The organism is Trinickia camelliae, assembly GCF_053525655.1.
The window spans coordinates 36,463-60,983 of the sequence record NZ_JBCHAA010000002.1 but is presented as its reverse complement, the minus strand read 5'-3'; the positions used below and the strand labels follow the sequence as shown (position 1 = coordinate 60,983).

Below are 24,521 nucleotides of genomic sequence, written 5' to 3'. Positions count from 1 at the left end.
AACGAGATGTTCGGAAAACTGACACTCGACGCGATCCCATACCACGAGCCCATCATCATGGGCGCGGCGGGCTTCATGGCGATCCTGGTGCTGGCAGTGGGTGGCGCGATCACCTATTTCGGCAAGTGGAAATATCTTTGGACCGAGTGGCTGACGAGCGTCGACCACAAGCGGATCGGCGTCATGTACATCGTAGTCGCCACGCTGATGCTGGTGCGCGGCTTCGCCGACGCGGTCATGATGCGCTTGCAGCAGGCGATGGCCTTCGACGGCCCCGGCTATCTGCCGCCTCATCACTACGATCAGATCTTCACGGCGCACGGCGTCATCATGATCTTCTTCATGGCGATGGCGTTGATGGTGGGTCTGTTCAACCTGATCGTGCCGCTGCAGGTCGGCGCGCGCGACGTGGCCTTCCCGTTCCTGAACTCGCTGTCGTTTTGGATGACGGCGATCAGCGCGATTCTGATCAACGTGTCGCTGGTGGTCGGCGAATTCGCGAAGACGGGTTGGCTCGCGTATCCGCCATTGTCGGAGCTCGCGTACAGTCCGGGCGTCGGGGTCGACTACTACATATGGAGCTTGCAGCTCTCGGGTGTCGGCACGCTGATTACCGCGGTCAACTTCTTCGTGACCATCATCAAGATGCGCGCGCCGGGCATGACGCTCATGAAGATGCCGGTGTTCACGTGGACCGCGCTGTGCTCGAACGTGCTGATCATGGCAACGTTCCCGATCCTGACCGTGACGCTGGCGCTGCTCGGCCTCGACCGCTACGCAGGCATGCACTTCTTCACGAACGAGCTCGGCGGCAACGTCATGCTGTACCTGAACCTGATCTGGGCCTGGGGACACCCCGAGGTCTACATTCTGGTTCTGCCGGCGTTCGGCATTTACTCGGAAGTGATCGCGACGTTCGCCAAGAAGCCACTGTTCGGCTATCGGATGATGGTGTACGCGACGTGCGCCATCATGGTGATGTCGTTCCTCGTGTGGCTGCACCACTTCTTCACGATGGGTTCCGGCGCCAACGTCAACGCGTTCTTCGGCATCGCGACGATGATCATCGCCATCCCAACCGGCGTGAAGATTTTCAACTGGCTGTTCACGATGTACCGCGGGCGTATCGAGTTTACGGCGCCCGTGCTGTGGACGATCGGCTTCATGATCACGTTCACGATCGGCGGGATGACCGGTGTGATGCTCGCGATTCCGGGCGCGGACTTCGTGCTGCACAACAGCGTGTTCCTGATCGCGCACTTCCATAACACGATCATCGGCGGTGTGGTGTTCGGCTATCTGGCGGGCGTCCAGTACTGGTTCCCGAAAGCGTTCGGTTTCAAGCTGAACGAGAAGCTCTGCAAGGCGTCGTTCTGGTTCTGGCTGTGGGGCTTTGTCGTGGCGTTCACGCCGCTCTACGTGCTCGGCTTCATGGGCATGACGCGGCGTCTGAACCACTACGACAACCCGGCATGGCATCCGTGGCTGATGGTTGCGGCTTTCGGCGTGGTGCTGATCGCGGCCGGCATCGTGTGCCAGATCGCGAGCGTGTGGGTGGCCGTGGTCAACCGCAAGAAGCCGGAATATCGCGACGTGACGGGCGACCCGTGGGGCGGCCGCACGCTCGAATGGGCGATGTCGTCGCCGCCGCCGGTCTACAACTTCGCGGTTATTCCGACGGTTCACGAACTCGACGCGTTTGCTCACATGAAGGAAACGGGCCGTGGTCTCGGCAAGGATGTCGTCTACCAGGACATTCACATGCCGTCGAACACGAGCGCGGGGTTCTTTATCGGCATGTCCTCGCTGGTGCTCGGTTTTGCCTTGGTTTGGCACATCTGGTGGCTGGCGGCCGTTGGGCTTTTCTCGATCTTCGCAATCGTGATCGGTCGCAGCTTCCAGGATAACGACGGCTATTACATTCCCGCCGCGGTCGTCAAGGCGACCGAGGACAAGTACCGCGCCTCGTTGCCGGGTGCGCGCACGGGCAAGGCAAAGGAAAAAGAACGCAGCGATGCGTTTGAAGAAGCGGAGGTCAACTGATGTCGACGAAAACCCTTGTCGCCGCACATGGCGAATTGGGCCACGGCCACGACCACCACGAGTCGCATTCGGTGTTCGGATTCTGGCTGTACCTGATGACCGACTGCTTCCTGTTCGCGTCGTTGTTCGTGACGTTCGCGGTCTTGGGGCATCAGTTTGCGGGCGGGCCGACAGCGAAGGACTTGTTCGATATTCCAGGCGTCGCGCTGGAAACGGCGTTGCTGCTGCTGTCGAGCATCACGTATGGCTTCGCGATGATCGGCGCCTACAAACGCAAGACCGGCACCGTGCTCAAGTGGCTCGCGGTCACGTTCCTGCTCGGTGTCGGGTTCCTCGTGCTCGAGATGCAAGAGTTTGCGCACCTGATTCACGAAGGCGCGGGTCCGCAGCGCAGCGCGTTCTTCTCGGCGTTCTTCACGCTGGTCGGCACGCACGGTTTGCACGTCACGATCGGCTTGATCTGGATGGCCGTGCTCATGGTGCAGGTCATCAAGAAGCCCAACCTGACGCAACGCGAAATCACGCGGCTTACGTGCCTCAGTCTCTTCTGGCACTTTCTCGACATCGTGTGGATCTGCGTGTTTTCCTTTGTCTACCTTGCGAGCGTGATCTAAATGGCTCAAACGCATACAACTCAAGTGGAAGAGGGGCACGGCAGCCCGCGTGGCTACGTCGTCGGGTTCGTGCTGTCGGTGATTTTGACCGTTGCGGCGTTCGGGCTCGTGATTGGCGGCTATCTGTCGCCGAGCACGTCGCTGATCGTGATTACCGCGCTGGCGATCGTGCAGATCCTCGTGCATCTCGTGTACTTCCTGCACATGGGCTTGGCGTCGTCTCAGCAGCGCTGGGATTCGATGTCGTTTGCCTATTCGGTGCTCTGTATCCTCATCCTCGTCATCGGGACGGTGTGGGTGATGCATAACGTCGCGATGAACATGATGGCGCGATAGTGCACAGCGCAAAGCCCGAGGTGTTTGGCCTCGGGCTTTGCTAGTGCGTGCCGTCGTCCGCGTCGGACATTTTCAGCACTTCCTCACGCATCCAGCTGGCGAACGCTTGCACGTGCTCAAGCGTCGCATGGTTCGCGCCGATATCGAGCCAGTAGCCATACGGTCCCTCGACTTCGACATCGGAGATCTGGACCAGCGAGCCGTCCACCAACTCCTCGGTAATCATGTTGCGATCGACGACCGCAAGCCCGACGCCCTTGCGCGCGGCGTGAATTGCCTGTTCCAGATTCGAAAACTCGATCCCGTTTTCCGCGTAGCGCGCGGGCAATTGCGCCTGCGCGAGCCAGTTCGGCCACAGGCCGAGCCGCGTGTCGTTGTAGAGCACGTGGAGCGCCGGTACGCGTTCTAGCAGGGTTTCGAGCGATTCGCTCGCGAGCTTGGGCGCGCACACCAGCGTGTGCCGTTCGATCATCAGTAATTCCGATTGCCCCTCGGGCAACGCTTCGCGGCCGAAGCGGACGTTGCAATGGCAATCGTCGCTGGGGCCGGTGCGAACCGACAACTCGACATCCGGCAGTTCCACCCCCAACGACCCGAGCCGCGGCGAGAACCACTGCGTCGCGAACGTCGGCGGCACCGACAGCACGAGGCGCTTGCGTCCGGTGATCGACGCGAGCTGCCGCGTGCCGCTTTCGATGGTGTCGAAGGCGTTGGAGACGCACGGCAGCAACTGCGCGCCCGCAGGCGTGAGGCGGATGCCTTTGTGGTCGCGCTCGAACAGCTTGGTGCCGAGCGAATCCTCGAGAATCTTGATTTGGCGGCTCACGGCGCCTTGCGTGACGCACAGCGCGGCGGCTGCGCGGTTGAAGCTCATATGTCGAGCCGTCTCTTCGAAAAAGCGCAACGCAATCAGCGATGGCAAGCGCCGCATGGTCTATGTCCTTCCGTCGTACTTGTAATGGCGCGTTGGGCGCGTGGAACTCCGCGATTATGCCCACATTTCGCCGCGACGCGGAGCCGCACTGACCGCTCCGGACCTGTCGCGCGCGGGGGCTCGATCGCCTATGCTAGCGATGTTTTCGAGACCCCCGCGCCGCCTTGCGCGGCTCTACCTTGGAGTATCCATGACCGTTCGCAATCTCGACGCGTTGTTTCGGCCGAAATCGGTTGCCGTGATCGGCGCCTCATTGCGGCCGGGCAGCCTCGGCGCGATGGTGTGGGCGCGCGTCCTCGAAGGCGGCTTCGCGGGTCCCGTCTGGCCGGTCAATCCGAAATACGCCGAGCTGAGCGGGCTGGTCGCATTCGGCGACGTCCACGATCTGCCGGAGCCGCCCACCGTCGCGCTGATCTGCACGCCGCCCGCCACCTGGCCCGCCATCGTTCACAAGCTCGGCAAACTCGGCTCGCGCGCGGCGATCATCTTCGGCGAGGTCAAGAGCCGCGGTGAATGCACCGCGCTCGATCAGACGCTCGCGGCGGCGCGGCCGTATCTGCTGCGTATCGTCGGGCCGGGCAGCGTCGGCGTCATCACGCCGGCGTTCAACGCCCGCTTCGCCGCTTCGCCGTTTCCGGTGAAGGAGGGCGGCGTCGCCTGGGTTTCGCAGTCGAACGCGATCACGAATGCCGTGCTCGGCTGGGCGCACGCGCGCGGGCTCGGTTTCTCGCACGCGATCGCGCTCGGCGACGAAGCCGACGTCGACGCCGGCGACGCGCTCGACTACCTCGCGAGCGACCCGAGCACGCGCGCGATCCTGCTCGAACTCGAGACGGTGCGCGCGGCGCGCAAGTTCATGTCGGCGGCGCGGGCGGCGGCGCGCAACAAGCCGGTGCTCGCGCTGCGCTCGGGGCGCGGGGATGCCGACGACGCGCTCTACAGCTCCGCATTCCAGCGTGCCGGTATCGTGCGCGTCCATTCGCTCGACGATCTGCTCGACGAAATCGAAACGCTCGGCGTGGGACGCGTGGCGGCGAGCTCGACGGCCACGCTGATCACGAGCGACCGCGGCGTGGCGACGCTCGCCGCCGACGCGTTCGCCGCGGCCGGCGACGCGCTTGCGCAATGGCCGGAGGCTGCGGCGCGCGCGGTGGCCGAGGCGCTGCCGCATCTGACGTCGTCGCGCGACGCGCCATCCGCTTTGCCCGGCAATCCGCTGCTGCTCGGCGACGACGCGAAGCCCGAGCATTTCGGGCGCGCGCTTGAAGCCTTGGCGACGCACCGCGACACCGGCACCACGTTCGTCGTGCACGCGCCGACGCACAGTGCGCCCGTTGCCGAGGTGGCGCGCGTGCTGATCGAGAATCACAAGCTCGCCTACCGCGGGCTGCTGGCGTGCTTCTTTGGCGGCGTCGATAACGCGACGCGCGACGCGCTGCACGCGGAAGGCATCCCCGTTCATACGACGCCGCAACGGCTCGCGCGCGCGTTCGCGCGTCTCGTCGACTACCGGCTCGCGCGTGAGCTGCTGATGCAGACGCCGGAGGGCTTGCCCGAGCAGGTGCCCGAGTCGATCGACTGCGCGCAGGCGCAAGCCAAGCGGGCGGTAGAGGAGGGGCAGGCGGAGCTGTCGGGCGAGGAGGCGGCGCGCTTTTTCGAATGCTTCGGCTTGACGGTGTTGCGCGAGCACGCGGAGCAGACCGCTAGCGTGCATGCGTACCAAAGCGGCGTGACCGAAGGCGGCATCGTCGAGGCGCGCGACGCGCCCGGTTGCCCCGAAACCGCCGCCGTCATCGACGACGCCAAGATCGTCGACCTCGCCGTCGAATTGCGCGACGACGCGAACTTCGGCCCGGTGTTCCGCTTCACCGCGCCGTCCTTGGATGGCTTGTCGGCGCCGCTTTGCTTATACAGCCTGCCGCCGCTGAATCCGATTTTGTCGCGCGAGGTCGTGTCGCGCTCGCCGTACGCGCGAGCGGTGGCGTCGATCGAGCCAGTGCTGGCCGCGCTGACGGGGTTGTCGCACGCGGTCTGCGACGTGAAGGAAGTGGCCGGCCTGCAGGTGACGCTGCGCGTGACGCGCACGCGCGCCGTGCTGGTCGCGCCGCGCGTGACGGTCGCCGCGAAGCGCAGCCGGCTCGCCATCGTTCCGTACCCGCGCCGTCTCGAGGAGAGCATCTACTGGCACGGCGAGCAGATGATGATCCGACCGATCCGCCCCGAAGACGAAGCGATGCACAGCGCGTTCATCAAATCGATGTCGTCCGATGATCTGCGCCTGCGCTTTTTCGGGGCGGTACGCGGGTTCGATCATTCGCAGCTCGCGCGCATGACGCAGATCGACTACGACCGCGAGATGGCGCTGATCGCGACCGCCTTCGACGAGAATGGGACGGAATACACGCTCGGCGTCGTGCGCGCGATCGCGGACCCGGACAATGAAGCGGCCGAGTTCGCGGTCGCGATACGCTCAGCGCTCAAGAGCCGCGGATTGGGACGGCTCTTGATGACGAGGATCATCGAATACGTGCGCTCGCGCGGCACGCGATGGATCGTCGGGGAGGTGCTCGCCGAGAATGCGCCGATGATCGGGCTGGCGAAAGCGCTGGGGTTCGCGGTGTCGCGAACCGAGGATCCGAGCGTGGTGGGATTGCGCCTTGCGCTCGGGGAGAGCGCTTCGGTTTGACTGACGGCGGTTGCGCTCCGCTTTGGCTGCTCTAGTTGCCTTAGCTGCGCGCCACCGCCGTTCATGCGCGGCGCAATTGAAATACGGCGCGCGACTTATGCGGCGAGCTTCGCCGTGGCCTCGTCGACCTGCGCGCGCGACACCGACAATTCCTCGAGCCACGCATCCGCGTAGACGGCGCCCGTTTCGCGCTCGAGACGCGCGATCGTCGCGGCATTGCGAGTCGCGTCCTTGGGCGTCGCGATGAAGTCTTTCACGGATTGGCCTGCCTTGAAGGCGTCGAAGAGCGGCACGCGGATTTCGTCGGGCAGCGCGCGCGACGTCCACTGATACGGCTTGCCGTTGAACGTCAGCGACGGCGGCAGCACACGCTCTTTCTTCGCAGCGGGAATCAGGCCGAAGGTGCGCGCGGCGTCGCCGATCTGCTCGGCCGAGAAAAGCTCTTCGGGGGAGATATCGAACTGGGCGATGTAGGTTTCGATGGCCTGCATCGCGGCCGCGCGGTCGTCGCGCTTTTGCTGCGCGCGAGCGACGATGTCGCGCAACTCGTCGGCCTCTTCGGTCGTGATCGTGAAGCTCGCCTGCTTCTGCTGGAGCTCGGAAAAACGCTGGAATTCGGAATCGGTCAGAAGTTTCGCCATTGCTTTTGCTGGGGCATCCGCCGCGTGGGAGGCGGCGAATGCGGATTTTGAGAGGGGCGCTATTCTAACCTAGGCCGGATGGCGACCGGAATATCTTCACGCCTCCTCCCCCAACATCGAAAGCCCTTTCACCGTCTCGCTCAACATCCCCGTCACCGCCTCGATCGACGGCGCCACATACTCATCGATCCGCCTTAAATACGGGCACGTCATCGCCGCGAGCGCATGCCCCGACGGCCCGAGGATCGGAAACGTCACATCCGTCACGCCGAAGATCTGCTGACTGTCCTTCTGCGAATACCCGTCGCTGCGAACGCGCTCGCAAACCTTCTCCAACTCCTCGACATCGATCGTCACTTCGCCTTTCACTTTCGTATGCTCGGCGAGCATATGCGCGCGGTGCTCGCGCGTCTGAAACGCGAGCATCACGCGCCCCGACCCCGTATCGATCAACCCGACCCGCGACCCTAGCCGCACCGACATCCCCCAGGTTCCCGGCCCATCCACCTGCGCGATCACGAGCAGGTTGCCGCGATCGTAGACGGCGAGGTGGCACGACTGCTCGGCTTCATCCGCGAAGCGCTGCATCAACGGCAGCGCTTCGGCGATCAGCCGGTTCGTCGGCGGATGACGATGCGCGAGCGCAAACAGCTTCAAGCTCAGCGAATACCGATCGCCCGCCGCCGAGCGCACCACATATTGGCGCGCGACGAGCCGCTCGAGCATCCGATACATCTCGCTCGCATTGCGCCCGAGCCGCTTCGTGATCTCGGCGCGCGTCAGCCCCTCCTTCTGCTCGGCGAGCAATTCGAGGATGTCGAGCCCTTTGTCGAGCGCGGGGGCGCGGTAGCGGTCGCTATCGTCCTTCTCTTCTTGCTCTTTGGTGACCGGTTCCATCGTGATCGGGGTCTCTCTCGAAGTTTTCACTTTGATTTTTCCGTGGCGGGCACTTCCCGTAGCAGGCACGGATGAGGGTACGGGCATGCCGCCCCGTAAGACGCTAGGGAAAACACGGACGCCTTTGTGCGCTGCACTTCCTTGACTTCAAAAAGTCCGTATATGAATAATACGTTCACTGATGAATGACGGCACGATCGACAACAAAAAAGCGCAGGACAGTCTTACAGGCAGTTCAACAACGCAATCAGGAGACAAAGAATGACGTTCATCCAAGGGCCGCGTGCGGCCCGTCGGTTTATCCGGGGCATGCTCGCGCTCAGTGCCGGCGCAGCGTGCGTGGCGGCGCTGACCGTGACCGGTCCGGCGCGCGCCGCCGAAACCGGCAAGGTCGGTCTGGGCTTGCCGCTTCTCACGTCGCCGTTCTGGCAGTCGTACAACAACTACCTGACGCAGTACGCGAAGCAGATGGGCATTCCCGTGCTCGCGCCCGTCAATTCGAACGGCGATCCTGCCCAGCAGATCACCGACATGAACAACCTGCTCAACCTCGGTGCGAAAGGCATCGTGGTCGGGCCGCTCGATTCGGCGGCGATCAGCCGCGCGCTCGATGCCGCATCGGCGAAGAACGTGCCGGTGGTGGCCGTCGACGTCGCGCCGACGCAAGGCAAGGTCGCGATGGTCGTGCGCGCCGACAACCGCGCCTACGGCGAGCAGGCGTGCAAGTACATCGGTGAGCACGTGAAGGCGGGCAAGGTCGTGCAGATCATGGGCGACCTCGCATCGGTGAACGGCCGCGACCGCTCGGAAGCGTTCCGCTCGTGCCTGAAGCAGTACCCGAGCCTGTCGCTGCTCGAAATCCCGGCGAGCTGGAAGGGCGACGTGGCCGCAACCGCGCTCGACAGCCTGCTCACCGCGAACCCCGACGTCAAAGCGATCTATATGCAGGCGGGCGGCGTGTATCTCTCGCCGACGCTGCAGACACTGCGCCGCAAGCAGCTGCTGTTCCCGGCGGGCCACGCGAAGCACATCGTGATCGTCAGCAACGACGGCATCCCGCAGGAGTTCGAAGCGATCCGCAAGGGCGAGATCGACGCGACGGTTTCGCAACCGGCTGACCTCTACGCGAAGTACGGCCTCTACTACATCCAGGCGACGCTCGCGGGCAAGACCTTCAAGCCGGGCCCGACCGATCACGGCAGCAACATCGTTCAGTTGCAGCCTGGCTTGCTCGAGGATCAATTGCCCGCGCCGCTCGTGACGAAGGCGAACGTCGACGACAAGAACCTGTGGGGCAACACGGTCAAATGAGCGTGCCGACGACACCAGCCGCGCAGGAACGTCCGCCGGTGGTCGAAGCGCTGAACGTGACGAAGCGCTTCGGCTCGACGGCCGCGCTGCAGGACGTGAGCCTGCGCGTGATGCCGGGCGAGTCGCATGCGCTCGTCGGGCGCAACGGGGCGGGCAAGTCGACGCTGGTGTCGATCCTCACCGGCCTGCGCAAGCCCGATGTCGGCGAGGTGCGGTTCGGCGGCGTCGCCGCGCCGCCGATCGCGGATCGCGACGCGTGGCGCGAGCGCGTCGCGTGCGTCTATCAGCATTCGACGATCATTCGCGATCTGACCGTCGCGGAGAATCTGTTCGTCAACCGGCAGCCGTCGCGGCGCGGCATCATCGATTGGAAAGGGATGCGCCGCGATGCGCGTGCGCTGCTCGAGCACTGGAAGATCGACGTGCGCGAGGATGCGCGTGCGGGCGATCTCACGGTGGAGGCGCGGCAGCTTGTCGAGATCGCTCGGGCGCTGTCGTACGGCGCGCGTTTCATCATCCTCGACGAACCCACCGCGCAGCTCGACGGCGACGAAATCAAGCGCCTCTTCACGCGCATTCGCGAGCTGCAGGCCGAGGGCGTGACTTTCCTTTTCATCTCGCACCATCTGCAAGAGGTCTACGACATCTGCCAGGCGGTGACGGTGCTGCGCGACGCGCGGCACATCGTCAGCGCGCCGGTCAGCGCCATGCCGCGCGACAAGCTGATCGAAGCGATGACGGGCGAGCGCGGCGGGCTTGCCGTCACCGATGCGGCGTCGCGTGCGGCGCTGGCCGCTAATACGCCGGTCGCGTTGGAAGTCTTGAAGCTCCACGGCCACGATTACGAAGACGTGTCGTTCGAGGTGAAGTGCGGCGAAGTTGTCGGCCTCACGGGGGCGACGAGCAGCGGGCGCACGAGCGTCGCCGAAGCGATCGCGGGCCTGCGCGCGCAGCGGCGCGGCGAGATCCGCGTCGACGGCGACGCGCTGCCGCCCGGCAACGTGCCCGCGGCGCTCGCACGCGGCGTCGGCTGCGTGCCGAAGGATCGCCATCACGAAGGGCTCGTGCTCACGCAATCGATCGCGGAGAACGCGTCGATGACGATTGCGCGTCTCATGGGCAAGCTCGGTATCGTGCCGCCTGCGAAAAAGCACGCGTTTGGCCGTAGCGCGATCGCTTCGCTCGGCATCGTCGCGCAAGGGCCCGAGCATGTCGTGTCGGGTCTCTCAGGCGGCAATCAGCAGAAGGTCGTGATGGCGCGTGCGCTCGCGAACGATCCGAACGTGCTGGTGCTCATCGACCCGACCGCTGGCGTCGACGTCAAATCGAAAGAAGCGCTGCTGTCGGTCGTCGATCGTGTGCGCGACGAGGGCAAGGCGGTGCTCGTCGTATCCGGCGAACTCGACGATTTGCGCACCTGTGATCGCGTGCTCGTGATGTTCCGAGGACGCGTCACCGCCGAATTCCCCGCCGGTTGGCAAGACAACGACCTGATCGCATCCGTTGAAGGAGTCAATTAATGAACGACCCCCACGCTCACTTACGTTCGCTGCCCCCCGAGGGGGCGGATGCCTCCCTTGGGGCGGCCCGGCGGGAGGCATCATGAAGAATAGTGTGACCCCCGCGTTGGCTGCGGGCCAGGCGTTGGGCGCCGCGCCCGGCCGCGCCCCGCGCATCGAGATCGCACGCCTGCGCGATTTCGCGCTCGTGCCTGCGCTCGTGCTGCTGATCGTGATCGGCGCATTCGTGAGCCCGAGCTTTCTGACGAAGGCGAATCTGATCAGCATTCTCGGCGCATCGGCGGCGCTCGCGCTCGTCGTGCTCGCCGAATCGCTGATCGTGCTGACGGGCAAATTCGATTTGTCGCTCGAATCGACGGTCGGCATCGCGCCCGCGATTGGCGCGATGCTCGTGATGCCGGCAGCGTCCGCCGGGTTCGGATGGCAATGGCCTACGTTTGCGGGGTTGATCGCGATCCTCGCGGTCGGCGCGCTGATCGGTTTCATCAACGGCTTTCTGGTCGTGCGGCTGCAACTGAATGCATTCATCGTCACGCTCGCGATGCTGATCGTGCTGCGCGGGATGCTGGTGGGCGCAACCAAAGGCGGCACGCTGTTCGACATGCCGCCTGCGTTCTTCGCGCTCGCGACGACGATCGTGCTCGGCCTGCCGGCGTCGGTGTGGCTCGCGGCGGTGGCGTTCGCGATTGCCGCATTCATGCTGCGCTATCACCGGCTCGGCCGCGCCCTGTACGCGATCGGCGGCAACCCGCAGGCCGCGCGTGCCGCGGGGATTCGCGTCGAGCGCATCACCTGGGGCGTGTTCGTGCTCGGCAGCGTGCTGGCCGCGCTCGGCGGGCTGATCGTCACCGGCTACGTCGGCGCGATCAACGCGAACCAGGGCAACGGGATGATCTTCACGGTGTTCGCCGCGGCGGTGATCGGCGGCATTTCGCTCGACGGCGGCAAGGGCACGATGCTCGGCGCGCTGACCGGCGTGCTGCTGCTCGGCGTCGTGCAGAACCTCTTGACGCTCGCGCAAGTGCCGTCGTTCTGGATTCAGGCGATCTACGGCGCGATCATCCTCGGCTCGCTGATGGTGGCGCGCATCGCGGGCGGCGAAGGACAGAACTAGAACGAGGGCCTGTTCTTCACATGGACAGGCCATGGCAACCTGGGAGGCTTTCTTGAGCAGTGAACGTCAACTCCATACCGATGCGCGGCTGATCCTGCTGAATCCGGGCGACAACTGCCTGATCGCAGCGGCGCGGCTCGAAGCGGGCGAGGCGATCGACATCGAAGGCGAGCGCGTGACGCTCGCCAAGACGATCGAACTCGGCCACAAAGTCGCGCGCCATCCGATCGAGAAGGACGCCAAGGTCCTGCGCTACGGCGCGGTGATCGGTCACGTGACGGTGCGCGTCGAACGCGGCGAGCACCTGCATACCCACAACGTCGAAAGCGACTACCTGCCGACTTATACGCACGACGCAGGCCACGAATTCGTGCACCACTGACTGCCGCGCATTTCAGGCGGCCGCGGGTGCTGATGTCGCTGTTTCAGGAAACAACATGACTGCTTCTACTCACGCTCCTTTGAATGGCAACCCGGCGCAGCCCGCGCTGCGCGGCTACTTGCGCGGCGACGGACGCAAGGGCATCCGCAATGTCGTTGCGGTGGCGTATCTCGTCGAATGCGCGCATCACGTCGCGCGCGAGATCGTCGCGGAGTTTCGCGAGTCGCTCGACGCGTTCGACGACCCCCTGGCGCTAGACGCGGAACGCCAGCCACCGGTCCATCTAATCGGCTTTCCGGGCTGCTATCCGAACGAGTACGCGGAAAAGATGATGCAGCAGCTGACGACGCATCCGAACGTCGGCGCGGTGCTGTTCGTGTCGCTCGGCTGCGAGAGCATGAACAAGCACTATCTGGCCGACGTCGTGCGCGAAAGCGGCCGGCCGGTCGAGGTGCTGACGATTCAGGAGAAGGGCGGCACGCGCAGCACGATTCAATATGGAGTCGATTGGGTGAAGAAGGCGCGCGCGCAGTTGGCCGCGCAGGAGAAGGTGCCGATGGCGCTCGGCGAGCTCGTGATCGGCACGATCTGCGGCGGCTCGGACGGCACGAGCGGCATCACCGCAAACCCGGCCGTGGGCCGCGCGTTCGATCATCTGATCGACGCGGGCGCGACCTGCATCTTCGAGGAAACGGGCGAGCTGGTCGGTTGCGAATACCACATGAAGAGCCGCGCGGCACGCCCGGATTTGGGCGATGCGATCGTGCAATGCGTGAGCAAGGCGGCGCGCTATTACTCGATACTCGGCCACGGCAGCTTCGCGGTCGGCAACGCGGACGGCGGGCTCACGACGCAGGAAGAAAAATCGCTCGGCGCGTATGCGAAGAGCGGGGCGTCGCCGATCGTCGGCATCGTGAAACCCGGCGACGTGCCGCCGACGGGCGGCCTCTATTTGCTCGACGTCGTCCCCGACGGCGAGCCGCGCTTCGGCTTTCCGAACATCAGCGACAACGCCGAGATCGGCGAGCTGATTGCGTGCGGCGCGCATCTGATTCTGTTTACGACGGGACGCGGCTCGGTGGTGGGCTCGGCGATCTCGCCCGTCATCAAGGTCTGCGCGAATCCGGCGACGTACCGCAACTTGTCCGGCGACATGGATGTCGACGCGGGCCGCATTCTCGAAGGCCGCGCGACGCTCGATGAAGTCGGCCGCGAAGTGTTCGACCAGACGCTCGCGGTGGCGGCGGGCGGCGCGTCGAAATCGGAAGCGCTCGGCCATCAGGAGTTCATCCTGACCTACAAGTCGTTCGAGCCGGTCGGACCGGCGTGCCTGCCGTCGAGCGCGGCGGCGCACACGCAGCGCGTCGTGGAGATAACATCGCATTGAACGCGGAGACCTTGGCCATGACCGATGCTGTTCAATCGAACGTGAAGAACGTGACGAACGTGACGCAGCGCCGCAAAATCGGCGCGCGCGACCTCGAAGTCACGGGGCTGTCGCTCGGCACCGCGCCGCTTGGCGGGCTGTACCGCGATTTGTCGGACGAAGACGCGCACGCGACGATCGACGCCGCCTGGCGCGCGGGCGTGCGCTACTTCGATACCGCGCCGCACTACGGCAATACGCTCGCCGAGCACCGGCTCGGCACTGCGCTGCGGCATTACCCGCGTGACCAATACGTGCTGTCGACGAAAGTCGGAAAGCGCTTCGTGCCGCGCACGACGCCGTTCGACGCCGCGCACAACCCCGAAGGCTGGCAAAACCCGCTGCCGTTCCAAGCGGTCTACGACTACACGCACGACGGCATCCTGCGCTCGTACGAGGACAGCCAGCAGCGGCTCGGCATCGTCGAAATCGACATCCTGCTGATCCACGACATCGGCCGTGTGACGCATGGCGAGAACAACGCGCATTACTGGAATCAATTGACGCAGGGCGGCGGTTTCCGGGCGCTCGACGAATTGCGCGCATCGGGCGCGGTGAAAGCGGTCGGGCTCGGTGTGAACGAAGGCGCGGCGATCCTCGAAGTGATGGACGCGTTCGACATCGACTGCGCGCTGCTTGCCGGCCGCTACACGCTGCTCGAACAAAAGACGCTCACCGATTTGCTGCCCGCCTGCGAAAAGCGCGGCGTCAGCATCCTGCTTGGTGGCGTGTTCAATTCGGGCATCCTCGCGCGCGGCGTCGAAGGCGATCTCAAGTTCAACTACGTCGCGGCGCCGCCTGAAATCATCGATCGCGTGGCGCGCATCGAGCGTGTCTGCAAAGCACATCATGTGCCGATCGCGGCGGCGGCATTGCAGTTTCCTTACGCGCATCCGGCGGTCGCCACCGTGCTCACCGGCGCGCATAGCGCGGATGAATTGCGCGAGAACGCCGCATCGTTCGAGCGGCCGATTCCGCCAGCGCTGTGGTCCGATCTGCGCGAGGAAGGTTTGCTCGATGCCGCAGCGCCGGTGCCAAGCTCATAGACCCGCCAACTCAACTCTCACCATGCGAATCGACGCCCACCAGCACTACTGGAATCCGCAGCGCGGCGACTACGGATGGCTTACGCCGCAGCTCGGCACGCTTTACCGCGAGTTCGGTCCTGCTGACCTCGCGCCGTGGCTCGAGCGCACCGGCATCGATCGCACAGTGATCGTGCAGGCCGCGCAGACGGTGGCCGAAACGCGCTATTTGCTCGATATCGCGCGCGGCGAAGAATCGGTGGCGGGTGTCGTCGGCTGGGTGCCGCTGGAGGACCCGGACGCGCCGTCGCTGATCGCCGAACTGGCAGGCGAACCCAAATTCAAAGGCGTCCGGCCGATGCTGCAGGACCTGCCCGACGACAACTGGATCGCGAACCCCGCGCTCGCGCCCGCCATCGAAGCGCTCATCGCCCACGATCTCGCTTTCGATGCGCTCATCTTCGCGCGTCACGTCGACGCGCTCCACACGTTCGCGAAGCGCTTTCCGGCGCTGCGCATCGTCGTCGATCATGGCGCGAAGCCGCCGATCCGCGACGGCGCCGCAAGCTGGCAGCCTTGGGCGGACGGCATCGCACGCCTTGCTGCATTGCCGAACGTCCATTGCAAGCTCTCGGGGCTCGCGACCGAGGCCGCCGCGGGCTGGACCGAAGCGACGCTCGCGCCTTACGTTTCCCATCTCCTCGCCCAGTTCGGCCCGTCCCGCCTGATGTGGGGCAGCGACTGGCCGGTGCTCAACCTGAACGGCGATTACCTGCTCTGGCACGCGTGCGCGAACGCACTCGTCGCCGATCTGTCCGATGGGGAGCGCGACGCGATTTTCGGCGGCAACGCCAGCGCGTTCTATCGTCTGTAAAACACGCAATCCGTAATACGCAAGACACGATGTGCAATACGTATTGCGCGTTCGTTGAGCGCGTACTGCAATACTCGTTATGTCTCAGACACCATTTCATTGGGAGCCGCAGATGGTACAAAGACTGGCCGGGAAGACGGCCTTGATCACCGCCGCCGGGCAAGGCATCGGCCTCGCGACCGCCGAAATGTTCGCGCGCGAGGGTGCGCGTGTGATCGCCACCGATATCCGCATCGACGGCCTTGCCAATCGCCCGTTCGAAGTCCGCAAGCTCGACGTGCGCGACGGCGCGGCGATCAAGGCGCTCGCCGCCGAAGTCGGCGCGATCGACGTGCTGTTCAACTGCGCCGGCTTCGTGCACGCAGGCTCGATTCTGGAGGCGAGCGAGGAGGATTGGGACTTCGCGTTCGATCTGAACGTGAAGGCGATGTTCAGGATGATCCGCGCGTTCCTGCCGGCGATGCTGGAAAAGGGCGGTGGCTCGATCATCAACATTTCGTCGGCGGCGTCCAGCATCAAGGGCGTGCCGAACCGCTGCGTGTACGGTGCATCGAAGGCGGCGGTGATCGGTCTGACGAAGGCGGTCGCGGCGGACTTCATTACGCGCGGCATACGATGCAATGCGATTTGTCCGGGCACGGTCGAGTCGCCGTCGCTGGAGGATCGCATCGCCGAGCAGGCGAAGGCACAGGGCGCCACGATCGATGCGGTGCGCGCCGCGTTTGTCGCGCGTCAGCCGATGGGGCGCGTTGGCAAGGCGGATGAGATTGCCGCTTTGGCGTTATATTTGGCGTCCGACGAGTCGGCGTTCACCACCGGGCACGCGCATGTGATCGACGGCGGCTGGTCAAACTGACCGTGCCTATGCCGGCCGCGCCTAGACCGGCCGCGTCGAACTAAAGAATTCTTCGAGGGGCATCGCCTGTCGAACGTAAGCCGATCGTATGGGCGCACGTTCGATAGGAGAACCGAATTAACCGGTTCGCTTTTACATCAACTGAACGAGACGTGAGGAAGTGCAACGATGAAACTGCTTCGTTATGGGCCGAAGGGCCAGGAAAAGCCGGGTTTGCTCGATGCTGACGGCAAGATTCGCGATCTGTCGGGTGTCGTGCGCGATATCGCAGGCGAGGTGCTGACCGACGCCGGTCTCGCCAAGCTGCGCGGCGTCGATCCGAAATCGCTTCCGCTCGTCTCGGGCAATCCGCGTATCGGCGCGTGCGTGGGCAATGTCGGCAAGCTGGTTTGCATCGGCCTCAACTACGCGGACCATGCGGCGGAATCGGGCCTGCCGGTGCCCAAGGAACCGGTCGTGTTCAACAAGTGGACGAGTGCGATCGTCGGCCCGAACGACGACGTCGAAATCCCGCGCGGCTCGAACAAGACCGATTGGGAAGTCGAGCTGGGCGTGGTGATCGGCAAGCCTTGCAAGTATGTCGACGAAGCGCATGCGCTCGATTACGTGGCGGGTTACTGCGTCATCAACGATGTGTCCGAGCGCGAATGGCAGATCGAGCGCGGCGGTCAATGGGACAAGGGCAAGGGCTTCGACACGTTCGGCCCGATCGGCCCGTGGCTCGTCACGCGCGACGAAGTCGCCGATCCGCAGCAACTCGACCTGTGGCTCGAAGTGGACGGCCATCGCTACCAGAACGGCAGCACGCGCACGATGATTTTCAGCGTCGCGAAGGTCGTGTCGTATCTGTCGCAATGCATGAGCCTGCAGCCGGGCGACGTGATCTCGACCGGCACGCCGCCGGGCGTCGGCATGGGCGTGAAGCCGAACCCGGTGTACTTGAAGCCGGGGCAGACGATGCGCCTCGGCATCCAGGGTCTCGGCGAGCAGCAGCAGCGGACTTACGCGGCGGAATAAGGCCGGGATTCGTTCGTTAGCTTGTCTTCTTAGCTAGCCTTAAGTAAAAACAGCCGCCCTCGGGCGGCTGTTTTTACTTTTATCGAATGAAAGTTTGAATCGAGGCGACACGGCGAAGCGTGAAATTAGGATGAGGATTCCGGCCGTAACGTTAGGATGCTCCCGATTTTTTGCATGGCAATTCAAGGCAATTCGGAAGCAACCCGACATGATCTTCTACCTGGGCGGATACGCCAGCATGCTGCTCGCCGGCTTGATGGGCTGGCGCTGGAAGCTGAAAACATGGCAATGGCTGGCGCTCGGTTTGACGGTGCCGGGCTTGCTCTCGGTGCTGCGGGGTAGCGTGGGCACCGATACCGCGTCGTACATGACCATGGTCAGAGCCATTGTTTTGAGCGACGCAAGGGATATTCCGAGGACGCTCGAACCCGGCTTCGAGTTGCTTGCGCGCGGACTGACCTTCTTCATCGAGGATCCGCGATTTTCTGTTGCGGTGATGTCGCTACTGGTCGTCGTTGCTTGCCTCCTTGCTTTCTCACGGAAGCGGACTGATGCAATCGTTTTCGCCGCGCTGATTTTTCCGTGCTTTTTCTACGATATGTCGATGAACGGGCTGCGATATGGAATCGCATTCTGCCTGGGAAAAATGGCCTCCGACGCATGGGATGAAAAGCGTGGCGTTTCGGCGGGGGTATTGGCGCTGATCGCCGCCAGCATTCATGTTTCGTCGATCGTGCTCATCGCGCTGCTGCAAGTTCGGCGGCTAAAGCCCGGCCAACACTTCATCCCGCTCATCCTGGCGGGTTGCGCACTGGTCGTCGTCTTTTACGAGAAGCTGCTGCTGAAGCTGAGTTACTACAGCGGCGCCATTGCGCCGGATAGCGTGTCCGGCCTCGCGCCGCTCGCGCTTTGTATCCTGTTGGCCGCGGGGATCGGCATCGCAGCGGGCCGCGTGCCTCGCTCGATCTGGCTGCTCCTGTGCTGCGAGGTGCTCAGCTTTGTCCTCGCGCGATTCAGCTATGCGGGGCTCAGATTTCAGTGGCTGGTGCTGTTCGCGCTGTGTTGCGACCTGGCTTTCATTTCCGCCCACGTCAATGAGCGTAGGCGGGCTCTGCAATGCGTCTTCGTCTTCGTCGGCGTGGTGGGATTTCTGCTCAGGGCGAGAAACATGCTGCAGGAATACGGACAAGGCCCGTCGCCGTTTCTTCCCTATCACTTCGCGTGGAGCGTGATGGGCTGATGACGGCATCACGCCGTACCTGAACTTCCCTCGCCGCCATCCCCCACCCGATTGATCGTCCCCTGCGCAATCGCGACCAGCTTTTCCTTTTCTCCGTCGATCACGAACACGTTGCATTGGCAGGTCGCATGCCCGCGCCCCGCGTAGACCAGCTCCGCGCGCGCGATCAGCGTGCCGTTCACGGCGGGCCTCATGTAGTTGATCTTGTATTCCATGGTGACCACCCTCGGACCCAGCGCCAGCGCACCCGCGAAGGTGAGCGCGTTATCGGCGAGATAGCTGATGACGCCGCCGTGCACGAAGCCGTGCTGCTGGCGAAGCTCGTCGCGAATCGTCAAGCGCAGCGCCAGATCGCGCGTGCCGACGTGCATCAATTCGGTGCCGAGCAGCATGCTGAAAGGCTGGGCGTGCAGCGCACTGCGCGCGAGATCCACGAATTCGGTCATCCTCGATCCCCCCGATTTTGGTTGGCTTCACTCTAGGAAGCGCCAGTGCGTCGAGTCAAGGCAAATCGAAGCCATTGACGCGAATTGTTGTGCAAAGTGATCGAAATTCGCCGTAAGCACCCCGTCCTCTCGCAGTTTGCGCAAATCGCGCCATCCGCACTCAAGCAAACGTTCTCCGTGCCGTAAACGAGCACAGTGGTTATGTGCTGTGGTTTTCCTCTTGGCGTTTTCAGGTATTCACGATGTTCAGCAAGATCAAACTCGCTTCCGGCCTGCTGTTTGTGTTGGCCGCATTCTGTCTGCTTCAGCTCGTTACAGCGGGTTTGGGTTTCTGGTCGCTGACGACCACGCACGAAGACGTCGGCGATCTTGCCAACGTCGCGCTGAAGCAGGTCGATGCGGTCAACGAGACGACCCAGCATCTGATGGACGCGCGCATCAACCTGTCGCGCGCCGGTACGCGTATGGCGCGCGGCGGCACCGAACCCGCAGACATCGTGCAGCACGCGCGCGACCAGCTCGCGCTCGCCGACCAATCGTTCGCGAAGTTCAGCAACGCGACGAAGACGAGCGACGAAAACAGCGCCCGCGCCGCCGCGCTCGCGGAGAAGTATCAGAAGCTGCACACGGCGCTGGGCGAGCTGGTGCAGTATCTCGACGCCGGCAATGTGCAAGCCTTCCTCGACCAGCCGACCCAATCGTTCCAGGACGCCTACCTCGCCGAGCAGCACAACTTCTCGCAGTTCGGCGATGCGGCGAGCCAGGCGTCGCTCGATTCGATCGATGCGCGTCTCGTGGCGTTTCGCACGGTGAGCATCGTGATTCTCGTCGCGCTGTTGGCGGGCACGGTCGCCGTGTATATCGCTTTGAAGCGGGGCGTCGTGGCGCCGCTCGAAGAGGCCGGCCGCCATTTCGACCGGATCGCGCTCGGCCGGCTCAATCAGCCGATCACGCAGCGCGGCACCAACGAGATCGGGCGCCTGTTCGATGGGCTCGCGCGGATGCAGGCGAGCGTGGCGCGCACCGTGAAAACCGTACGCGACGCGGCCGATTCGATCCACCTCGGCGCCGATGAAATCGCGACCGGCAACGCCGACCTGTCGGCCCGGACCGAGAGCCAAGCCGCGTCGCTCGAACAGACGGCATCGAGCATGGAGGAGCTGACCGCGACCGTGCGGCAGAACGCCGATCACGCGCGCACCGCGAACGCGCTCGCCGACGACGCGCTCGAGGCGACCTCGCGCGGCAGCGGCGTCGTCGACGGCGTCGTGCAGAAGATGCGCGCGATCGCGCAAAGCTCGGACCGGATCGCCGAAATCATCACCGTGATCGACGGCATCGCATTCCAGACCAACATCCTCGCGCTGAACGCGGCGGTTGAAGCGGCGCGCGCGGGCGAGCAAGGGCGCGGCTTCGCGGTCGTGGCGGGTGAGGTACGCGGTCTCGCGCAGCGCAGCGCGCAGTCGGCCAAGGAGATCAAGGCGCTGATCAGCGAATCGGTCGCGCAGATCGAAGGCGGCTCGGAGCTCGTCGAGCGCGCGGGCGAGGCGATGCAGAACGTGTCGACGTCGATCTCGCGCGTCGCGCAGATGATGTCGGAAATCAGCGCGTCGTCGCTCGAACAGAGCACCGGGATCGAGCAGGTCAATCAGGCGGTCGTGCAGATGGATCAGATGACGCAGCAGAATGCGGCGCTCGTCGAGGAGGCTGCGGCCGCGGCTTCTTCGCTGCACGATCAGACGCGGCAGTTGAAGGACGCGGTATCGGTGTTCGAGATTTCGAACGCGGTGCTGGGCGAGGCTCGGTTTTCGGCTAGCGGCATCGAACCGATGGGCGTGGCGCAGGCGGCGTACTGATCGCGGACAGTGTTTTTGGGGGTAGGAGTTGGCGCCGGCTTTCATGCCGGCGTTTTTTTGTCTGGTGGCGTGTGTTATTCCGGCAGCGACGCGTAGGCGGTTGCCAAGTGATAAGGCGTCGTCGACGGCATGTCGGCACGCGCGACCGCGCCGTCCTGCGTCTTGCATTCGTACCAACCGCGTGCGTGCAGGAAGCGCGTGCGAAAGCGCTCGATCTGCTGCGGCAGCGTCTGCAGCGACGCGCTGTCCCCGCGCGTGGCGAGCGCGCGCAAATATTCGGTTTGCGCCCAGATGCGCTGCGTCGCATCTTTCACCGCGCCTTGTTCGTCGAGCGCCGCGCAGACGCCGCCTGTCGCGCGATCGATGCCTCGCTCCTGCGCGAAGTCGAACGCGCGCTCAAGCGCTGCATCGAGACCCGATGCGGCGATCGCCTTGCCCGCGCGCTTCACGAGATAGAACCATTCGAACTGATGGCCGGGTTCGAGACGATTGTCCTCGGAGCCGATCGGCAGTTCAGCGATGCAGCCCGTCGGCGCGTGCACGAAGGTGCCGGCAATGCCAAGGGCGAGGCGGGCGAGGGCGTCGCTGAACGCGGTGCCGCTGGTGGTTTCGCTCGCGGCGAGATACGCCTCGGTCAGATGCATCAGCGGGTTTTGCAGCAGGCCCTCGCGAACCGTGGTGAAGCCTTCGTCGAGCGCGGCGTAGAGCAGGCCGTTCGTTGCAGGCGCCGCAAAGCGCGCTTCGATCAGCGAGGCCGTTTCATTCAGCGTGGCGAGCGCACTTCGGTTGCCGAACTTCGCAAAGTACTCGGCGCACGCGAAGACGACGAAGGCGTGCGTGTAGAGATCCTTGGTCGTGTCGAGCGGGGCGCCGCTCGCGTCGACGCTGTAGAGCCAGCCGCCTTTGCGCGTATCCGCGAAGTAGCGCGTGAGCGACTCGAACAGGCGGTGCGCATGCTCGGCATTGCCTGCCTGCGAGAACACGAAGAGCTGGCGGGCGCAGGCCATCGCGCGATAGCGGGTGACGGGCAGCGGCTGGTGGTCGTCGGCGCTGACGGCTTCGTACGGCAATTGCAGCGACGCATTGAAACCGGGGCCGCGCCAGATCGGCAGGATCGTGTGCGAAAAGTGTTCGCGAAGCGTGGCGGCTTGGGCCGTGGTCGAAACGTCGGAGGGCATGGTGTGCGTTGAGTCGAAAATAGCGTGCGACGCGCGGCGCGAAGTGCCGCGAGATGCGCAAGGATAAAGCAAATTGCGCCCGCCTAGCCTCCTGGGCAGGCCATCGCAAGCACGCGATATGGGCCGCATATCGGCCGCAAATCGCGGCGGCAACGCGCCGCGGCCATGAGACAATGCAGTCTCGCAAAACGCAGACAATACCAATGAGCGGCGCCTGACGGGCGGCCGCTCCACCACGCTATGGCAGACACCGCAGCACCCTCGATTTCCCGCTCCTCCCGCACGGCCACGGCGAAGCGCCGTGCAGGCGCCGACTCATCCGATACCGAAAACAAGCTCGCGCGCGCCGCCAAGTCGGCGCAGCGCCTCGCGCAACTCAGCGACGTCACCCGCGACGACAGCACCGGCGATCTGTTCGGCGACGATCCGGCGGGTGCCGATGCGTCGCGCGCCGCGCTCGAAGCGATGAACATCGATACGCGGCAAGGCACGCTCTCGGGGTTCGAGCTGCCGGATGACGTGCTGCTGGCGGTTGGGATGCCGGTCGCGGAGCGCGCCGAGACGGGGGGCGAGGCGGTGGCCTCGTCTAAAGCAACGGCGCAGGCGCCGGCTGAAGCCAAGGCGTCGCGTCCCGCGCGCCGCGCGCGCCCGAGCGAGAACGCGGCGAGCGACAACAGCCTGCTCGCCGATGAGGCAGAGGCAACGTCGGTCTCGACTGAGGTGGTCGCGGCTACTGTGGTGCAAACGGTTGTGCCGGAGACGCCGCCGCAATCGTCCGCCGCATCCGCGGAAACAAGTGCAGGCCCGGCATCCGCGCTCGCGCCGGAACCCGCGCCGGCGTCCGCCGAGCCAAGCGCAGCGCCTGCTCAGGCCAAGCCGCTGGCACGTGAGGCCGCGCCGTACACCCCGGCCGCCTCGCGGCGCGCACCGGATCTCGACTGGGCTCGCGCCACGGCGTTTGCCGACACGGTCGACGCGCTCTACGGCGTCATCGCCGACCAGCGCCGCGCGGCCGGCGATCATTCGCGGCGCATGAAGTGGCTGCTGTCGACCGTCGTGGCGGCGCTCCTGGTGACGATCGCGATCGGCATCACGCAGACAGCGCTGCTGATGCGGCTCACGCACGAGAGCGCGGCCCAGCAGCAGCGCATCGAAGACATGCTGCGCAGCCAGCAGGCCACGCTGACGACGCTCGCCGATGCCGCCGCGTCGGCCAACGCGCGTTCCGCCGTCAGCGAGACGGCGACGCCGTCCGCGCCGCCTGCCGCGCCCGCGCCGGTGACGCGCCAGTCGCCGCAGGCGCCGGCTGCCGCCAAGCACGCGAAACCCCAGCCGCACTCGCACAAGCCCAAAGCGGCTCCCACGTATTAACAGCGCGGCGCACGACGAGTCGTGGGGCGCCCATGCGTCGTGCGCCAGCTTCTCGCCACATTCCCACGGATTACCGCGCGCACCCCATCGCGCCGATTCAACTGGCAACGCCGCTACCGCGGCTAGAATTTGGGATTGAATTCACCCGCAGGAGAGGAATCAATGAAAGACGGATTCGAGCGCCGCGCACTGTTGCTGCATCTCGGCGAGGTCATGGAGACGGTGGCGTCTCTGCTGAAACGCGAGGCCGGTCAACGCTCGGTGCATCAGGTCGCCGAGACCGACACGTCGCTGGCGAGCCTCCCGTTGCTCGAGCAGGTGTCGCCGCGCATGACGCCGGTCGAGTTCGCGCAGCGCGCGAGCGCCGCTTTCTGCACGTGGCCGAGCGAACTGCTCGAAGCGGAGCTGAATCGCGAGGAGCTTGCATCGACCGTGCAGCGGCATCTCTTTGCCGGCAACCCGGACGGATGGCGGGCCTATGTTGCCGAGTTGCGCGTCGAGGTGCCGTGGTTCGGTGAGGGCGTCGCGGTGCTCGAGGCGGTCGCGGAGCCGATTTCAGCGGCCGTCGCAGGCCCCCGCGAGGCCGAGCCGGAGGCGCCCGAGTCGAGCGACGTCGAGCGCGCCAGTGATTCGGAGACGTCCCCGCGCGAAAGCGTCGAGACCAGCGAGCGTATCTATCCGTCCTGGCCGTGGAAGCCGAGCACCTGACGGAGATGGCGGCGGCTTGTTGTATTGCTGCAACGCACAAACGGCC

Annotated in this window: 22 protein-coding genes; 17 read left to right on the top strand and 5 right to left on the bottom strand. The window is 64.8% G+C overall.

The genetic code is table 11. The features are described 5' to 3' along the window. Window positions 1-6: 6 nt before the first annotated feature. From cyoB to cyoD, 3 genes are read left to right on the top strand one after another with little or no spacing between them, the layout of a single operon-like run. Window positions 7-2,043: a cytochrome o ubiquinol oxidase subunit I gene (gene cyoB, locus AAHK20_RS03765; protein WP_449180102.1), complete on the top strand. Its 2,037-nt coding sequence runs from the start codon at window positions 7-9 to the stop codon at window positions 2,041-2,043. Then, window positions 2,043-2,657, top strand: a complete 615-nt coding sequence (gene cyoC, locus AAHK20_RS03760; protein ID WP_449180101.1) for a cytochrome o ubiquinol oxidase subunit III — start codon at window positions 2,043-2,045, stop codon at window positions 2,655-2,657. The genes cyoB and cyoC overlap by 1 nt, the downstream gene beginning before the upstream one ends. Beyond that, on the top strand, window positions 2,658-2,993 hold the full coding sequence (gene cyoD / locus AAHK20_RS03755; protein ID WP_449180100.1) for a cytochrome o ubiquinol oxidase subunit IV: 336 nt from the start codon (window positions 2,658-2,660) through the stop codon (window positions 2,991-2,993). A gap of 40 nt (window positions 2,994-3,033) precedes the next feature. Here cyoD and AAHK20_RS03750 read toward each other — a convergent pair whose 3' ends face one another. Then, window positions 3,034-3,924: a LysR family transcriptional regulator gene (locus AAHK20_RS03750; RefSeq protein ID WP_449180099.1), complete on the bottom strand. Its 891-nt coding sequence runs from the start codon at window positions 3,922-3,924 to the stop codon at window positions 3,034-3,036. Window positions 3,925-4,117: 193 nt separating this feature from the next. Between AAHK20_RS03750 and AAHK20_RS03745 the strand changes: the two genes are divergently transcribed. Next, window positions 4,118-6,613: a bifunctional acetate--CoA ligase family protein/GNAT family N-acetyltransferase gene (locus AAHK20_RS03745; RefSeq protein WP_449180098.1), complete on the top strand. Its 2,496-nt coding sequence runs from the start codon at window positions 4,118-4,120 to the stop codon at window positions 6,611-6,613. A gap of 95 nt (window positions 6,614-6,708) precedes the next feature. Here AAHK20_RS03745 and AAHK20_RS03740 read toward each other — a convergent pair whose 3' ends face one another. After that, window positions 6,709-7,254, bottom strand: a complete 546-nt coding sequence (locus AAHK20_RS03740; RefSeq protein WP_449180097.1) for a hypothetical protein — start codon at window positions 7,252-7,254, stop codon at window positions 6,709-6,711. 96 nt (window positions 7,255-7,350) lie between these two features. Continuing rightward, complete coding sequence (locus tag AAHK20_RS03735) at window positions 7,351-8,151, bottom strand: IclR family transcriptional regulator (protein ID WP_449180577.1); 801 nt, start codon at window positions 8,149-8,151, stop codon at window positions 7,351-7,353. Between the two features lie 261 nt (window positions 8,152-8,412). Between AAHK20_RS03735 and AAHK20_RS03730 the strand changes: the two genes are divergently transcribed. The 10 genes from AAHK20_RS03730 (at window position 8,413) to AAHK20_RS03685 (ending at window position 18,916) form a co-directional block, all read left to right on the top strand. Further along, on the top strand, window positions 8,413-9,462 hold the full coding sequence (locus AAHK20_RS03730; protein WP_449180096.1) for a sugar ABC transporter substrate-binding protein: 1,050 nt from the start codon (window positions 8,413-8,415) through the stop codon (window positions 9,460-9,462). Next, complete coding sequence (locus AAHK20_RS03725; protein ID WP_449180095.1) at window positions 9,459-10,982, top strand: sugar ABC transporter ATP-binding protein; 1,524 nt, start codon at window positions 9,459-9,461, stop codon at window positions 10,980-10,982. Before AAHK20_RS03730 ends, AAHK20_RS03725 begins: the two co-directional genes overlap by 4 nt. A gap of 82 nt (window positions 10,983-11,064) precedes the next feature. Beyond that, window positions 11,065-12,096, top strand: coding sequence for an ABC transporter permease (locus tag AAHK20_RS03720; protein WP_449180094.1), 1,032 nt, complete (start codon window positions 11,065-11,067; stop codon window positions 12,094-12,096). A gap of 52 nt (window positions 12,097-12,148) precedes the next feature. Beyond that, window positions 12,149-12,478: a UxaA family hydrolase gene (locus tag AAHK20_RS03715; RefSeq protein ID WP_449180093.1), complete on the top strand. Its 330-nt coding sequence runs from the start codon at window positions 12,149-12,151 to the stop codon at window positions 12,476-12,478. A 55-nt stretch (window positions 12,479-12,533) separates the two neighbouring features. After that, the gene (locus AAHK20_RS03710) at window positions 12,534-13,865 is read left to right on the top strand and encodes a UxaA family hydrolase (protein WP_449180092.1); all 1,332 of its coding nucleotides are present in this window, start codon (window positions 12,534-12,536) and stop codon (window positions 13,863-13,865) included. A gap of 17 nt (window positions 13,866-13,882) precedes the next feature. Continuing rightward, entirely contained in the window at window positions 13,883-14,950 is a 1,068-nt protein-coding gene (locus tag AAHK20_RS03705) for an aldo/keto reductase (RefSeq protein ID WP_449180091.1), read from the top strand. Window positions 14,951-14,972: 22 nt separating this feature from the next. Continuing rightward, window positions 14,973-15,803: an amidohydrolase family protein gene (locus AAHK20_RS03700; protein ID WP_449180090.1), complete on the top strand. Its 831-nt coding sequence runs from the start codon at window positions 14,973-14,975 to the stop codon at window positions 15,801-15,803. Between the two features lie 112 nt (window positions 15,804-15,915). Beyond that, window positions 15,916-16,659 carry an SDR family oxidoreductase gene (locus AAHK20_RS03695; protein ID WP_449180089.1) on the top strand — a complete coding sequence of 248 codons (744 nt, stop codon included), beginning with the start codon at window positions 15,916-15,918 and terminating at the stop codon, window positions 16,657-16,659. Window positions 16,660-16,827: 168 nt separating this feature from the next. Further along, entirely contained in the window at window positions 16,828-17,676 is an 849-nt protein-coding gene (locus tag AAHK20_RS03690; RefSeq protein WP_449180088.1) for an ureidoglycolate lyase, read from the top strand. Window positions 17,677-17,884: 208 nt separating this feature from the next. Continuing rightward, a complete protein-coding gene (locus AAHK20_RS03685) occupies window positions 17,885-18,916 on the top strand; it encodes an EpsG family protein (RefSeq protein ID WP_449180087.1) in 1,032 nt (343 codons plus the stop codon). An 8-nt stretch (window positions 18,917-18,924) separates the two neighbouring features. Here AAHK20_RS03685 and AAHK20_RS03680 read toward each other — a convergent pair whose 3' ends face one another. Beyond that, complete coding sequence (locus tag AAHK20_RS03680; protein WP_449180086.1) at window positions 18,925-19,362, bottom strand: PaaI family thioesterase; 438 nt, start codon at window positions 19,360-19,362, stop codon at window positions 18,925-18,927. A 242-nt stretch (window positions 19,363-19,604) separates the two neighbouring features. Here AAHK20_RS03680 and AAHK20_RS03675 point away from each other — a divergent pair, with 242 nt between their 5' ends. Beyond that, on the top strand, window positions 19,605-21,218 hold the full coding sequence (locus AAHK20_RS03675; RefSeq protein WP_449180085.1) for a methyl-accepting chemotaxis protein: 1,614 nt from the start codon (window positions 19,605-19,607) through the stop codon (window positions 21,216-21,218). A gap of 74 nt (window positions 21,219-21,292) precedes the next feature. Here AAHK20_RS03675 and AAHK20_RS03670 read toward each other — a convergent pair whose 3' ends face one another. Further along, window positions 21,293-22,396: an AGE family epimerase/isomerase gene (locus AAHK20_RS03670; RefSeq protein ID WP_449180084.1), complete on the bottom strand. Its 1,104-nt coding sequence runs from the start codon at window positions 22,394-22,396 to the stop codon at window positions 21,293-21,295. Between the two features lie 240 nt (window positions 22,397-22,636). Here AAHK20_RS03670 and AAHK20_RS03665 point away from each other — a divergent pair, with 240 nt between their 5' ends. Together AAHK20_RS03665 and AAHK20_RS03660 are read left to right on the top strand one after the other, a co-directional pair. Beyond that, window positions 22,637-23,767, top strand: a complete 1,131-nt coding sequence (locus AAHK20_RS03665) for a hypothetical protein (protein ID WP_449180083.1) — start codon at window positions 22,637-22,639, stop codon at window positions 23,765-23,767. A 162-nt stretch (window positions 23,768-23,929) separates the two neighbouring features. Then, the gene (locus AAHK20_RS03660; RefSeq protein ID WP_449180082.1) at window positions 23,930-24,475 is read left to right on the top strand and encodes a hypothetical protein; all 546 of its coding nucleotides are present in this window, start codon (window positions 23,930-23,932) and stop codon (window positions 24,473-24,475) included. Window positions 24,476-24,521 lie beyond the last annotated feature (46 nt).

Excerpts from the sequence above, each read along its gene's own strand:
- AAHK20_RS03660 (WP_449180082.1), top strand. The coding sequence starts at position 23,930 with ATGAAAGACGGATTCGAGCGCCGCGCACTGTTGCTGCATCTCGGCGAG.
- cyoC (WP_449180101.1), top strand. The coding sequence starts at position 2,043 with ATGTCGACGAAAACCCTTGTCGCCGCACATGGCGAATTGGGCCACGGC.
- AAHK20_RS03705 (WP_449180091.1), top strand. The coding sequence starts at position 13,883 with ATGACCGATGCTGTTCAATCGAACGTGAAGAACGTGACGAACGTGACG.
- AAHK20_RS03670 (WP_449180084.1), bottom strand. The coding sequence starts at position 22,396 with ATGCCCTCCGACGTTTCGACCACGGCCCAAGCCGCCACGCTTCGCGAA.
- cyoB (WP_449180102.1), top strand. The coding sequence starts at position 7 with ATGTTCGGAAAACTGACACTCGACGCGATCCCATACCACGAGCCCATC.
- AAHK20_RS03700 (WP_449180090.1), top strand. The coding sequence starts at position 14,973 with ATGCGAATCGACGCCCACCAGCACTACTGGAATCCGCAGCGCGGCGAC.
- AAHK20_RS03750 (WP_449180099.1), bottom strand. The coding sequence starts at position 3,924 with ATGCGGCGCTTGCCATCGCTGATTGCGTTGCGCTTTTTCGAAGAGACG.
- AAHK20_RS03745 (WP_449180098.1), top strand. The coding sequence starts at position 4,118 with ATGACCGTTCGCAATCTCGACGCGTTGTTTCGGCCGAAATCGGTTGCC.
- cyoD (WP_449180100.1), top strand. The coding sequence starts at position 2,658 with ATGGCTCAAACGCATACAACTCAAGTGGAAGAGGGGCACGGCAGCCCG.
- AAHK20_RS03725 (WP_449180095.1), top strand. The coding sequence starts at position 9,459 with ATGAGCGTGCCGACGACACCAGCCGCGCAGGAACGTCCGCCGGTGGTC.
- AAHK20_RS03730 (WP_449180096.1), top strand. The coding sequence starts at position 8,413 with ATGACGTTCATCCAAGGGCCGCGTGCGGCCCGTCGGTTTATCCGGGGC.
- AAHK20_RS03695 (WP_449180089.1), top strand. The coding sequence starts at position 15,916 with ATGGTACAAAGACTGGCCGGGAAGACGGCCTTGATCACCGCCGCCGGG.
- AAHK20_RS03675 (WP_449180085.1), top strand. The coding sequence starts at position 19,605 with ATGTTCAGCAAGATCAAACTCGCTTCCGGCCTGCTGTTTGTGTTGGCC.
- AAHK20_RS03740 (WP_449180097.1), bottom strand. The coding sequence starts at position 7,254 with ATGGCGAAACTTCTGACCGATTCCGAATTCCAGCGTTTTTCCGAGCTC.
- AAHK20_RS03735 (WP_449180577.1), bottom strand. The coding sequence starts at position 8,151 with ATGGAACCGGTCACCAAAGAGCAAGAAGAGAAGGACGATAGCGACCGC.
- AAHK20_RS03665 (WP_449180083.1), top strand. The coding sequence starts at position 22,637 with ATGGCAGACACCGCAGCACCCTCGATTTCCCGCTCCTCCCGCACGGCC.
- AAHK20_RS03685 (WP_449180087.1), top strand. The coding sequence starts at position 17,885 with ATGATCTTCTACCTGGGCGGATACGCCAGCATGCTGCTCGCCGGCTTG.
- AAHK20_RS03690 (WP_449180088.1), top strand. The coding sequence starts at position 16,828 with ATGAAACTGCTTCGTTATGGGCCGAAGGGCCAGGAAAAGCCGGGTTTG.
- AAHK20_RS03680 (WP_449180086.1), bottom strand. The coding sequence starts at position 19,362 with ATGACCGAATTCGTGGATCTCGCGCGCAGTGCGCTGCACGCCCAGCCT.
- AAHK20_RS03710 (WP_449180092.1), top strand. The coding sequence starts at position 12,534 with ATGACTGCTTCTACTCACGCTCCTTTGAATGGCAACCCGGCGCAGCCC.
- AAHK20_RS03720 (WP_449180094.1), top strand. The coding sequence starts at position 11,065 with ATGAAGAATAGTGTGACCCCCGCGTTGGCTGCGGGCCAGGCGTTGGGC.